Genomic DNA, 13,750 nt, shown 5'->3' on the forward strand with positions numbered 1-13,750 from the left:
TTTATTTTAGTTGAAACTCTGGTTGTCTAGATAGGTGTAGCAATAACAAGTAAACTTGTGAGGGGACTTCCATGCTTACGGCCAGCATCCAAAGAGATAGTCCGCCAGCTATATAATCTGGCCCATAATAATTTTCTGGAACATCTTCTATTGTAAATACCGAAAGTGCATTGTCAAAATCTGCTTGAGTCAATAATCCTTTTGGGGTAAATTTATTGATGATTGCCTCAACCACGATTTGTGGATTACTGGTATTGCTATTGGCTGGTCCCACAGCATCCATGGCCAAAGTTCTAAATTGTTCTGGGTTGTTCTGATAGAAGCTTGCAATAAAGACCTCTATGGTTAACCATCTACCAATCATGAAATTGGTGTTGATCCATTGCCTATCTCTCTGCCATCCAGCAACATCTACTGGATTGAACAATTCTTGTCCAAGAAGCGGGCAGGCATCAATGGCACTATCAACCGTACTATCATCATAGGTGAAATTAGTTTCATTTATGAAATTAAAATAGTAATCCATTGGACTTTTTATAATAACTCCAATGGCCTCATCATCAAAAAAGTGCTCACTTTTAAATAATTGTGATAAAACTGGAGCAATGTCAAAATTATTGGCCACAAAAGTTGTTGCCAATCCTGATATTATGGTCTGTGCATTGCCAGCATCATCATTTGAGTCTGGGTGAACAAAGAATTCATATAATTTTTTACAGATAAAACCGGCAATTTCATTTGGCCTTTCATTGAATAGGATATCAATTACATCATCATATCCCCAGTTTCCCGTCTGGCCCAAAATTGTCTTGGCTCCGGTATCGTGCCTTTCTGGATTAAAAGTTACGGGCATACAACCTTCCTCACCACGCTCCGTATAACCGCTTAAAGCTCGGGCTGTTTCTATAATATCTTCTTCGGTATAAGCATTTCCTTCACCCAAAGTAAAAAGCTCATACAATTCTCTTGCATAGTTTTCATTAGGGTTGTTCCCATTATTATAAACACCATCTAAATAGTAGAGCATGGCACTGGTCAACCCTATTTCACTAACAAAATCCTTAAAATTGCCAATAGCATGGCGCTGTAAGCAATTTATATAATGGTATAGGAAAGAATTACATTGGTACACTCTAAACTCGGTAACTAAATGGTTGCTCCAAAAGAAACTTAACCTGTCTCTAAGGTTATTGTTGAGCATATCATTACCATAAGCGAGCTTCCATTCTTGTACTTGGGCTCTTCTCATATCTCTTGCAAGATCATCGTCTGCAGGATAATTGGTGTTGTCCCAGTCTGCCCATAGTGGAGCTGGAGTGGGAGCCATGGCAAGCGCCTCATTTATGAGGGTGTCTACTAAAGCAGTGGCGGACTGTCCAACTGCTGCATTAATGGTCTCAACAGATGCGCTAAAACCTAATCTTCTATACAAATGAGCTGCCTTTTGTTCATCCAGAGGAACGGCATAGGGAGCAAGTGTAGAAGTATTACAATTAATGAAATATTCCATAGTCTTTGGGGCATTTAATAAAATATAGGTTCATAGTTTGGGGCAACTAAAAATCCTTGATTATCGATAAATTACTTTTTTAAACGTTTATCAGTACAATTAAGTATTTAAAAATCAATATTTTCGATGTTCTACTGGGGAAATTACAATCTAAAGTTTAAAATTGTCGATGAAGAGGTTAATTTTTCGACCAAATACACACATATTTTACTTTATTTAAAAATTAATGGGAAAAAATAACGAGTTTGGAAAAAAAGGAGAGCAGTTGGCTGTCGATTTCTTATTAAAAGAAGGGTATTCTATTAAATATCGCAATTACAGGTATTTAAAAGCTGAAATTGATATTATTGCCCAAAAAGAAGAAATATTGGCGGTTGTAGAGGTTAAGTCTAGAAGTACTGATTTTCACGAAAATATTGCTGAAACTGTAACTCCAAAGAAAATACAGCTAATGGTATTGGGAGCTGATCATTATGTGACTGATAATGATTTGGATGTAGAAGTTAGGTTTGATATTGTTACAATTCTAAAAAAAAATGGCAAGTTTGAGTTGGAGCACCTAAAAAATGCATTTTATCATTTTTAAAAATTTGTTTTATTTATAACAATTTGTTATTTTTGCTCAAAACCAAAGATAATGAAGACCATTTCCTCTGTAGTAGAACAATACATTAAGAAAAAACCATTTTTGCAAAGTGCATTGGCACAAGGAATTATAAATTTAACATCCCTTTCCAGAATAGTGAAGCCTGAGATAGAGAGCGAACTGGGAAAGGATATTAGAAATGGTGCTATTGTAATGGCTTTGAAACGTCTTTCTGATGATTTGGAATTTAGGGCTACACATAAGATTATAAAAGTTCTAAAAAATATTGGGGAGATTACGGTAAGGTCCTCTTTAACAGATTATACTTTTCTGGCTTCGGATACAATTTTAACCCAGCAAGCAAAGCTTTTGGAAGCTGTGAATGCCAATCAGGATGTGTTTTATACTTCCTCTAGGGGAGTAAATGAAATAAATATAGTTATCAGCAATATCTTGGATAAAACAGTTGAAGAACTTTTCAGTTCTGAAAAATGTACCCAAAAAGCAAAGAATCTTTCTTCAATTACGGTTAAGCTGCCAGCAGAAAATGTTTCTGTACCTGGAATCTATTATTTTATCTTTCAACGTTTGGCATGGGAGGGCATTGTATTGTACGAAGTAATCTCCACTACCAATGAATTTACTATTCTAGTGGATGATGATCAAGTAGATGTAGCCTTTAAAACCATTAAGGATTTAAAAACTTTATAAAACTTAAGAATCTATTTATTTCTTAAAAACGTAATAACTTCTTTATCTGTTTGGGGTTTTGCCACTATGTGCTTATCCTTGTCAAGGATAAAATATGTAGGTGTTCTTTGTATGCCATACTGCTTGGCATAATCACTATTCCACCTTCCCAGGGCAATGGCATGTTCAAAATCTGAAAGTTTGGCAGCTTCTGGTTTCCATGTAGTTTCGTTATCTTCTAGACCTACTGCTACTACTTTTACCTTGGGATATTTTTTAAGCTCTTTGTGAAGTGCAGGTAACTCTTTTAGGCAATGTGAGCATGTGCTGCTCCAAAAAACCAAAATATAGGTTGATGCTCCTTTTAAGGTACTTAAGCTTTTGTTGGTATTACCATCTTTCCAAGTAATTTCGCTTGCAGTGGCTCCAATCCTTAAACTATTATAAAATTCTATATCATCAATAACTTTGGGTCGGTTGGTCTCATTTGCCAATTTTTTTATAAGTTCATTAAAAATAAAATCGGAAACGTTGTTCAATTTATCGCCTGCAGCCTGCCTCCATAATGAATGAAAAACATGTAGCTTATAGACGGCACTTACCCCGACCATTTCTGTATTTACCCGCTTAACATTTTCAATCATGGCATGTTCCTTTTCCTCTGTATTTATTGTCCCCATGGGAAGAGATGTGAATACATAATTGCTTATTTTGTCGGTTAGAAAACTCGAACTCTGTAAAATGGGGTCGGTAAGGTCTAGGGAATTAAAATAGTTCTTCTTTGTATGTTGAATATATTCCTGAATAGGTTCATATTTTGGAGAAATATAGGGGGAGTTTGCTTTGATAAATTTTTGCGCAATTAACCCTTCGGTTTTTTTCTCGTAAGCCTGTTGAACACTTTTTAATTTTTCGCCCAATTGAAGAAACACACTTTCATCAGTAATACCTTCTTGGTAGCAATTGATTATTTCTTGTTGTGTAGCGGCAATTTCAGTAAAGTAATCCCTAAAAGGAATATTTTCTTTAGAGGATAAAAAAGTGACGCCTTGTTTGGAATCAAAATTTAACTGTACATCTTCTTTTCCACTGTAGATAATATCAAAATACAGTTCTTCTTGTGGTACCCCATAGACCATTCTATAGGTCCCTGTCGGTGCGTCTTTAGGTATATTCAACGCAAAATTTCCATTTTGCAGTTTAGTATTTGCAACAAATCTATGATCTCCTGGTTTTAATTCATACGCAATAACCCATTTGTAATCTTTTGCAGGGGAAAAGGTGCCGTAAATAGAATGTTGCGCCTGTAAACCAAAACTAAATAGGACGACAAGAATGCTAATAATCTCTTTTATTTTATGCATGAGTAAGGGGGTAATATCAATCTTTAATAATAGGTTGTTGAACCATGAATGCGGGTAGGGTTTCGCAACAATCCACATTTCCACCTGCTTTTACCATAGATGTGCCATGTACTGTAATGGTGGATTTAATAAAATCTTCGTCGGTGGCCTCATAGATATTGTCCACATATTTTTGTGGATTGCGGTCAATAAACGGAAACCAAGTACTATGGATTTGAATCATTATTTTATGTCCTTTTTTAAAAGTATGCAATACATCTTGCAACCTAAAATTCACATCAGAAATCTCACCGGATACAAAGGGCTCTGGTTTTTCAAAACTATTCCTAAACCGTCCTCTGAAAACTTCTGACCTTACCAATTGTTGGTAACCACCCATGACCACATTTTTAGGATTATGATCATAATTTTCATGGTCTTGAGGGTATACATCAATCAATTTTACAATAAAATCGGCATCGCTACCTGTCATGCTTATCTTTAGTTGGGCCATGATTTCACCAGCAATAGTTCTGGGTTCAGTAAGTTCTTGTGTTTCAAATGTAAGGACATCGGGTCTGCGCGCTGCTTGGCGTTGATCATCACTCATATACCATCTGGGAGTAAAAGTAAGTCCTTCTGTTTCTGACCTATAGGGCACAGGTTTTTTAGGGTCGCTTACATAACTAAAACTAGCCTTTTCATCTATAGGTTTGTTGATTCCCAATTGACCATTTTCACCAAAATATAAGGAAACGGGTTCCACCTCTTTTGGTGGCCAATAGTCAAAACTTTTCCATTCTTTAATTCCTGTATCAAACATATAAGCTTCGGGCAGCTTATCATTTCCTTCACCTTTTAGGTGGTGGTTAAAAAAGTTCCGTTCTACCTCTTTTTGATAATAGGTGGAGATACTGTCCCCAAAATAGATGTGGTTGTGTGTAGTTTTTCCTTGTTCTCGGGCCCAACCCCCATGTGCCCATGGTCCCATAACAATAGTGTTCTTGGCTTTTGGGTTGTTCGCTTCTATACTTTTATATATGGATAGGGGTCCGTAAAGGTCTTCAGCATCGAACCATCCTCCTACAGTCATGACGGCATGGTCAATTCCTTTTAAGTGGGGTAGGATATTTCTTTTTTGCCAGAATTCATCATAATTGGGGTGTTCTATTATCTGCTTCCAGAAAAAATTATCGCTATGATATTTTTCGGTGATATTTTTTAGTGCTCCCATGTTTAAATAGAAATCGTATCCATCTGGGGCAGGATCATCATAAAAACGCATAATTTTATCAATGTACCAAGGTTTTCTTGTGCGGCCTTCCTTTTGATATCCGAATACGGCAAAGGCTGCCGTATAACTTTCTAGGTAGGCTCCTTGATGATGAAAATCATCAAAAAAGAAATCTGAAATTGGTGCCTGCGGTGATGATGCGACCAATGCTGGGTGGGCATCTGGCAAGGCTGCCGCAGTGTAAAATCCTGGATAGGACACTCCGTACATTCCCACTTTTCCATTGTTATTGGGGATGTTCTTAAGTAGCCATTCAATACTATCGTAGGTATCCGAACTTTCATCGATAGCTGTTTTGTTTTTGGGGTTGTTCCCAGGAATGTTGGGGGTCATATTATCAAATAAACCATCGCTCATGTATCGTCCACGTACATCTTGGTACACCAAAATATACCCATCTTGCACTAGGTATTTGGAAGGATATGTGCTTGCATTGTAGTCCGTATATCCCGATGCATTATAACAGGTACGGTTCATTAAAAAAGGATATTTTTTGCTTTTGTCCTTTGGAGTGTAGACCACTGTAAAAAGCTCAACGCCATCCCGCATGGGAAGATGATACTCTTTTAAATCGTAATATGATCTTAAATACAGGGAATCTGCATTTTGAGCCATAATAGAGGTACATGCCAACAGAATGGCCAATGCAAAAATAAAACGTATTTTCATAGTGAACTCGTATAGTTTAACAAGGATAATCATTCAATTTCTATGAGGCCATATACGGCATCCCTAAAACTTTTATGTAAACCAATTTGGTCATACGGAAAAAGTTGTACAAACATTACCGCGGTAAGCTCGTTTACTGGGTCAACCCAAAATAAAGTGCTGGCAGCTCCATCCCAGAAAAACTCACCTACCACACCATTGTTTTCTTCTTTGGTAGCTGGTGGACGCAAACGTACAGCAAAATCGATTCCAAAACCAACCTGTCCTTTGCTTGGCAACCACATGCGTTCCGTAATACTATCTGCCAAATGATTGGTTGCCATGAGCTCGACAGTTTCTGGTTTAAGAATAGTTGCATTTTCAATAGTCCCTTTGTGAACCAACATACGGGCAAAACGCTGATAGTTATCTAGAGTAGATGTTAGGCCCGAGCCCCCCCTTGTCAATGGCCAGTGCTCAAAATAATTTGGAAATGTATTTTCATCTGGTAATCTAGAGAGTTCACCCTCATCATTTCTAAGATACATAGCGGCAAATTGGTCACGATCTTCTTCAGGAATAAAATATCTTGTTTTTGAAAGCCCAAGTGGATCTAAAACATGTTCCCGTACATATTCTCCATAAGGTTGGCCAGAAATACGTTCGACCATAAATGCCTGTACATCTACACAGGGACCATATTCCCATTGTGTGCCAGGCTGAAAATGCAATGGTGTACTTCCCAATTTTTCTGCCATTTCTGTTAATGTATTCTCCCTATTCATGGCATCGGCCTCACCGATAAGTTTACCCAATCCAGGAATGCTGGCATTATTGCCAAACCCAGCTGTATGTCTTGTAATATCCCTAATGGTGATTTCTCTATTTACATCCTCTAGAATGGGTTTTCCAGAGGAGTCCTCACCTACATAGACTTTCATATTGGCAAATTCTGGAGCATATTTGGACAGTGGGTCATCTAGGTCAAATTTGCCTTGTTCGTATAAAGTCATTAAAGCAGTTCCCGTAACTGGTTTGGTCATTGAATAAATCTGTACTATGGTATTGCGGTCCATAGGTCTTTTGGCCTCACGATCTGCATATCCAAAAGCATTGTAATAAACCTCTTTGTCCTTTTCAAAAATAAGGGCAGAGACACCAGCAATATCACCAGCATCTACAAAACTTTTTAGGGTAGAATCCAAACGGGCAACAGCATCATTATTGACAACATATTCAATGGTTTTAGCTTCTTCATTTGATTTTGGATTCTCCTTGCAGGCCCCTAGAAAAAGAAATAACACGACTAAAATTAAAATGGGTTGGTTTTTCATGATTTCTTAATATCGTTAATTATTGTTCCCTTTGATTTTCATAAAAGTACGAAACTCTACTGGAAAAACTTACAACAATTAAATTAGAGAGGTTTGGGAATTTTTATACCCCCAATCAATGCATATTGTGTTTTTATTTTTTCTCGATTTTTCCATAAGATCCAATGACTCAACCTTGGAAAATAGCGTATTGTAAACTGAGCTAAAAGACCAAGCCCCGTAAGTGTAACAGAGTTTTTTTTGCTTAAAATCATTTGGCAAACACTTTTGGCAACATCATTTGGTTTTGCAAGGCTCACATTTGTTCTTTTGGGCAAATAGACCAACGAACCGTCTACATCCAAAATAGTTTTTTTAGGGTCATTTTCTGTAAATCCAACATAAGCCACTCCAACATGGATTCCATAATCGTATAATTCTATCCTAAGGGCATCGGCTAATGCGGATTGTGCCATTTTGGAAGCAGTATAAGCGGAGTTGTAGGGCATTCCTCGAAAGGCACCTACACTATTAATAAATATAAGATTACCCTTAGTTTTTTTTAAATGTTGAAAGGCATATTTGCACATATAGGCAGTTCCGGAATAGTTGGTCTCCATTAATGCCTTAAAATTTAAAGGCGCCATTTCCATTACAGATCCACGACTGCTTAGTCCAGCATTGTTTATTAAAATATTAATTTTTCCAAAACAATTAATGGTTTCTTCAATAAGATATTTACATTGTTCGGGGTCACATATATCCGCTTGGAAAGCAGAAACATCAAGGCCTATTTGTTTCAATTCTTTTTCAGTGTCTCTTAATTTTTTCTTGTCTCTGCCGTTTAGCATTACTTGGGCACCTTGTTCTGCCAAAACAATAGCAATTGCTTTCCCAATGCCCATACTGGACCCAGTAACAATGGCGACCTTTTCTTTAAATAGCTTTTTATTCATAATTGGTTCATAGGATTGGTCACCATTTTACGACAATTTTACCCTTGGATTTTCGTGATTCAAGGAATTGATGGGCTTCTGCCAATTGGTCGATAGAATATTCCGCTCCCACAAAGGGTGTTAAAACTCCTTCAGAATTCAATTTAATTACCGCTTTCATGACCTTTGCTATTTTTTCTGGTTTTTCCTCTGCTATTTTAAGCATGTTAACACCTATTATTCCATTGGACCTACTTAAAAACTGTAGGGGATGATATAGTCCAAATTGGGTAAGGACTTTTATTTTTCCAAAAATGGATTTAGTTTGATTCATGGAAGAAACGCCAAATGTTATAAGTCTTCCACTGGCTCCCAATAATCGATATCCTTTTTTTAAGGATTTACCACCAACGGGATCAAAAATGGCATCAAGACCTTCATCTCCAAGAACGGTCTTAATTTGGGATTCAAAATCTGTTTTTAGGTAATTAATGGGATGGTGTACCCCATTTTTTTTAAGATATTCCATTTTGTCGGCAGAACTACAGGTGCCAAATACAATGCATTTTTTATGTAGGGCCATTTGTGTCAAGGCAGTACCTACGCCACCAGCAGCGGCATGAATCAATACCTTATCATTCTCTCTTAGATTGGCCATTTCATGGGATAGAAAATAGGCTGTACTATATTGTGTGGCAAGGGCAACAGCACTGCCGGGTGATATGGACTCAGGAATTTTATTGGTCACTTCTTTCTCTGCAACAGCATATTCGGCATACCCTCCAAATCTGGTTAGGGAAGTGACTCTATCTCCCACTTTTAAATTTTTAACCTCACTTCCACATTCCACAATTTTTCCTACCACATCATAACCAAGTAAGGCGGGCAAAGGAGGCGCCCCTTTGTAGAGGCCCAAACGAGCCATGACATCCGCAAAATTTAGCCCAAATGCCTCTACTTTTATTAAAACCTGATTGGATGTTGGTTCAGGCTTTTTTATTTCCCTAATTTCAAAAGCGGTATCGGAGGAACCATATTTTACTAAATAAGCAGCTTTCATGGTTTGTATTATTTGGTTGAATATGGAAAGATATACAACTTGGTTTTATATTAGCATGAGCAATATCAGTTTTGAATATTGTAATTAGATGTTTTCTATGATTTTAAGACTATTTAGCCATTGCTATGGTTTTCATTTCTTTTGGCATTTTTTCAATGGCATATCTTAAAGCAGTTCTGGGCATATTGGATTTTTTGCTGATGATATAATCAAAAATTTCTTGCTGATGGGACTGGCTTGCTACCTTTAGCATCCATCCATATCCTTTTTGAACCAGATCGTCTTTGTCTAAAAGTAGTATATCGGCTATTTCTAAGATGTCCTTTAAAAACTTTCCCTTTCTGGCGGGGATAATCAAGGATACTGCCGAAGCGCGACGCATCCATCTATTTTCTGAGCGTGCCCATTTCTTTAATTCACTTAAATAGTCTGGGTACATTTCTATAAATTCTCCAATGGTATGATTACACAGTGTATCGCATGATGCCCAATTGTTAAGAAAAGTACCTACCCATTTTTCAAAAGTTTTAAAATCACTAGGAACATATTGCTTTCGAAGAAAATAGGACCAATTACAAGCAATAAAGGATTCTTCAATATACCCTGATTTCCATAATATTTCACACAAATCAAAAATTTCAGTTTTTGAACTTTTCTTTATGAGTTTAAAATATTCTTTTCCGATTTTTCTAACTGTGGCCGTTTTAACACCATATATATCAATAGGTTCTTTAAAAAATCTTTTGCCACTTTTTTGAGTTTTTTCATCACTACTGTTTCGTAGCTCTTTGCGAATATCATTAATGATGTCCTCCATTTACAAAAGTGGTTAGAAAATTAGATTCAATGAAAATATTTGTGATATACAGACCTAGTTCTTTTTAAGAAAGGGCTTCTTTAGAAAAGAAGCTAATAAAGGTAATGAATATATAGAATTATTAATTTAGAAGTGATTCCTTGCCAAATAATTAAGGGTAGAAGCAATATTTCTTATGCAACAACCGAGACCGTTTGTTCAAAGGGGCGCAATGCTTTCACAGCTTTATCTACAGAAGTAATATGTTCAAAAACCAAAAGTAAGCGCAGCCCATTTCTTGTTTGTTTTTCTTTCATTTTGCAAAGCTGTGAGTGGCTCTGCACAAATTGTAATACTTTGGTAAATAATGGACTTTGATAAAAAGGCGATTGTTGATCGGCAATAAAATAACCAATAAGTTTTCCCTTTTTCATGACCACTTTTTCCAGGCCAATACTATTTGCAATCCATTTTATGCGGACGGAATTCAATAAATCCTCTACCTGACTAGGAAATTCCCCAAACCGGTCCATGAGTTCTGTTTCAAATTTATGGAGGCTTTCCTCATTATTAACTTGGTTCAATTGTGTATATAGATTCAATCGCTCCGTTATATTATTAATATAATCATCTGGAAATAGCAGCTCAAAATCGGAATCAATTTGGGTTTCTTTTACGAATACTTTTTCATGATGCCCCTCTACTTCATCATATAATTCCTTAAACTCATTTTCTTTGAGTTCTTCTATGGCTTCCGCCAATATTTTTTGGTAGGTATCAAATCCAATTTCATTAATGAAACCACTTTGTTCACCTCCCAATAAATCACCAGCTCCCCTAATTTCCAAATCTTTCATGGCAATGTTGAAACCACTTCCCAATTCTGTAAACTGCTCCAAAGCTTGTATGCGTTTTCTGGCATCAGGAGTCATAGCATCATAGGGAGGTGTTATAAAATAGCAAAAGGCTTTTTTGTTGCTACGACCTACCCGGCCACGCATTTGGTGAAGGTCGCTCAAACCAAAATTATTGGCATTATTTATAAAAATTGTATTGGCATTGGTTACATCTAAACCACTTTCTACGATAGTGGTGGAGACCAACACATCAAAATCCCCGTTCATAAACGAGAGCATTAGTGTTTCTAGTTTTTTGCCATCCATTTGGCCATGTCCTATACCTATTTTGGCATCTGGAACCAAACGTTGTATCATGCCCGCAACTTCCTTTATGTTTTCAATCCTATTATGGATAAAGAATACTTGCCCACCTCGCTGAATTTCATAGGAAACGGCATCCCTAATAATTTCTTCGTTAAAACGGATTACCTGACTTTCTATGGGATATCTATTGGGAGGCGGTGTATTGATGACGGACAAATCCCGAGCAGCCATTAGACTAAATTGCAAGGTTCTTGGAATGGGTGTGGCAGTCAATGTTAAAACGTCCACATTTTCTTTGATAGATTTTAATTTGTCCTTTACTGCAACCCCAAATTTTTGTTCTTCATCCACAATCAAAAGCCCTAAATCTTTAAACTTTACATTTTTGTTGACCAGTTGATGTGTGCCTATGATAATATCCACTTTACCCGCTTCTAAATTCTCAAGAGTTTCTCTTTTCTCTTTTGCTGTTCTAAATCTATTTAGATAGTCTACAGTAACCGGTAAATCTTTTAATCGCTCTTTAAAGGTTCTACTATGTTGAAATGCCAAAATAGTGGTTGGAACCAAAACAGCGACTTGTTTACCGTTGTCCACAGCCTTAAAAGCAGCACGTATGGCCACCTCTGTTTTTCCAAAGCCTACATCTCCACAAATCAAACGATCCATGGGACGTTCATTTTCCATATCCCTTTTAATGTCTTCGGTAGCTGTGGTTTGGTCTGGGGTGTCTTCATAAATGAAAGAAGCCTCTAACTCTAGCTGTAAATAGCTGTCAGGAGCGTATTGAAAACCTTTTTTCAACCTTCTTTTAGCATATAGTTTAATAAGGTTAAAGGCAATTTTCTTGACCCTGGTTTTCGTTTTTTGCTTTATGGCTTTCCAAGCATTGGAGCCTAATTTGTATATCTTGGGAGGAGCACCATCTTTTCCATTGAATTTGGAAATCTTATGAAGTGAATGTATGCTTACATAGAGAATATCCCTTTCCCCATACATTAATTTTATGGCTTCTTGTTTTTTACCCTCTACATCTATTTTTTGAAGTCCACCAAACTTTCCTATACCATGATCTATGTGGGTTACGTAATCCCCAATTTCCAATTTTGTAAGCTCTTTCAGGGTTATTGCCTGCTTTTTGGCATAGCCATTTTTAAGATGGAACTTATGATAGCGCTCAAATATCTGGTGGTCTGTATAGCAAGCAATTTTTAAGTCAGGGCTTACAAAACCTTGATAAATTGGAAAAACGAGGGTTTTATAAGGAATGTGATTATCAACCTCTTCAAAAATATCATGGAAACGTTTAGCCTGTTGTTCCGATGCACAAAAAATATAGTTGGTATATCCTTTTGTATGGTTCTGGTTGAGGTCATCTATTAGTAAATCAAACTTCTTATTGAAAGAAGGCTGGGGTTTTGTATGAAAATTTATGGCAGTTCCTGGGTTTTGAGCAGACCCATCATTCAACTGAATTAATGTGTACTCTTCTAATTGTTTTTTTAGAAAATTGGAATTTACAAAAAGCTCATCAGGCGTTTGGTGTTTTATATCCCCGGATAATTTAACAAAAGCTTCTTGTGCTTTCTCAAAAAGAGAATCAATCCTGTCAGAAACCAGCTCTAAATTTTTACAAAAAACTACAGTTTTAGAAGATATATATTTTAGAAAGCTTTCCCTGGTTTCATTTAAAAATTTGTTCTCAACATTAGGAATAATTGTGATTTTAGACACCTGATTGGTTGAAAGCTGTGTTTCTACATCAAAAGTCCTAATGCTTTCCACTTCATCCCCAAAAAACTCTATTCGGTAAGGTTCGTCATGAGAAAAGGAAAAAACATCCACAATACCACCTCTAACAGAGAACTCTCCTGGTTCCGTAACAAAATCAACTCTTTTGAACTTGTACTCAAAAAGGACCTCGTTAAAAAAGTCCAATGAAAGCGTATCATTCACTTTTATTTTGAGTGTGTTTTTGTCCAATTCTTTTCTAGTGACCACTTTCTCGAAAAGGGCATCTGGATAAGTAACTATAATGGCTGGCTTTTTTCTGGAATTGATTCGGTTAAGCACTTCCGCCCGCAAAAGTACATTTGCATTGTCTGTCTCCTCAATTTGATAGGGCCTCCTATAACTGCCGGGGTAGAACAATACATCCTTTTCTCCAACCAACAGTTCCAAATCATTTAGGATATAGGCAGCCTCTTCCTTATCATTTAGAACAAGTAGAAAAGGAGCATCGGTGTTTTTAAAAGTCTCAGAAACAACAAAGGAAAGAGAGGATCCTATAAGCCCTTTTAAGAGCATGTGTTTTTCATTATTGGAAATAGTGGCTCCCAGTTTTTGCAGTTGCAAAGACTGTGCAAATAATTCCGAAATAGGGGATTTGTCCAATCCTGAAATTTTCTGCAA

General features: G+C 36.7%; 10 protein-coding genes. 2 read left to right on the top strand and 8 right to left on the bottom strand.

All coding sequences use genetic code 11. The features are described from left to right. Position 1: 1 nt before the first annotated feature. Positions 2-1,510: a DUF1800 domain-containing protein gene (locus GGR42_RS11075; protein WP_167963874.1), complete on the bottom strand. Its 1,509-nt coding sequence runs from the start codon at positions 1,508-1,510 to the stop codon at positions 2-4. Between the two features lie 226 nt (positions 1,511-1,736). Between GGR42_RS11075 and GGR42_RS11080 the strand changes: the two genes are divergently transcribed. Next, the gene (locus GGR42_RS11080; protein WP_167963876.1) at positions 1,737-2,096 is read left to right on the top strand and encodes a YraN family protein; all 360 of its coding nucleotides are present in this window, start codon (positions 1,737-1,739) and stop codon (positions 2,094-2,096) included. 51 nt (positions 2,097-2,147) lie between these two features. Beyond that, on the top strand, positions 2,148-2,807 hold the full coding sequence (locus GGR42_RS11085) for an aspartate kinase (RefSeq protein WP_167963878.1): 660 nt from the start codon (positions 2,148-2,150) through the stop codon (positions 2,805-2,807). An 11-nt stretch (positions 2,808-2,818) separates the two neighbouring features. Here the strand turns inward: GGR42_RS11085 and GGR42_RS11090 are convergent, their stop codons facing one another. From GGR42_RS11090 to mfd, 7 genes are all read right to left on the bottom strand, one after another. Continuing rightward, the gene (locus tag GGR42_RS11090) at positions 2,819-4,150 is read right to left on the bottom strand and encodes a TlpA family protein disulfide reductase (protein ID WP_167963880.1); all 1,332 of its coding nucleotides are present in this window, start codon (positions 4,148-4,150) and stop codon (positions 2,819-2,821) included. 16 nt (positions 4,151-4,166) lie between these two features. After that, on the bottom strand, positions 4,167-6,092 hold the full coding sequence (locus GGR42_RS11095) for a CocE/NonD family hydrolase (RefSeq protein WP_167963882.1): 1,926 nt from the start codon (positions 6,090-6,092) through the stop codon (positions 4,167-4,169). Between the two features lie 29 nt (positions 6,093-6,121). Continuing rightward, entirely contained in the window at positions 6,122-7,405 is a 1,284-nt protein-coding gene (locus GGR42_RS11100) for a serine hydrolase domain-containing protein (protein WP_167963884.1), read from the bottom strand. Positions 7,406-7,488: 83 nt separating this feature from the next. Next, complete coding sequence (locus tag GGR42_RS11105; protein ID WP_167963886.1) at positions 7,489-8,340, bottom strand: SDR family NAD(P)-dependent oxidoreductase; 852 nt, start codon at positions 8,338-8,340, stop codon at positions 7,489-7,491. A gap of 19 nt (positions 8,341-8,359) precedes the next feature. Then, positions 8,360-9,379, bottom strand: a complete 1,020-nt coding sequence (locus tag GGR42_RS11110; protein WP_167963888.1) for a zinc-binding dehydrogenase — start codon at positions 9,377-9,379, stop codon at positions 8,360-8,362. Between the two features lie 109 nt (positions 9,380-9,488). Next, a complete protein-coding gene (locus GGR42_RS11115) occupies positions 9,489-10,196 on the bottom strand; it encodes a DNA alkylation repair protein (RefSeq protein ID WP_167963890.1) in 708 nt (235 codons plus the stop codon). A gap of 173 nt (positions 10,197-10,369) precedes the next feature. Next, the gene (mfd, locus tag GGR42_RS11120) at positions 10,370-13,750 is read right to left on the bottom strand and encodes a transcription-repair coupling factor (RefSeq protein ID WP_394352754.1); all 3,381 of its coding nucleotides are present in this window, start codon (positions 13,748-13,750) and stop codon (positions 10,370-10,372) included.

The sequence above is a fragment of the Saonia flava genome (genome assembly GCF_011927795.1).
GTDB classification, from domain to species: Bacteria; Bacteroidota; Bacteroidia; order Flavobacteriales; family Flavobacteriaceae; genus Saonia; species Saonia flava.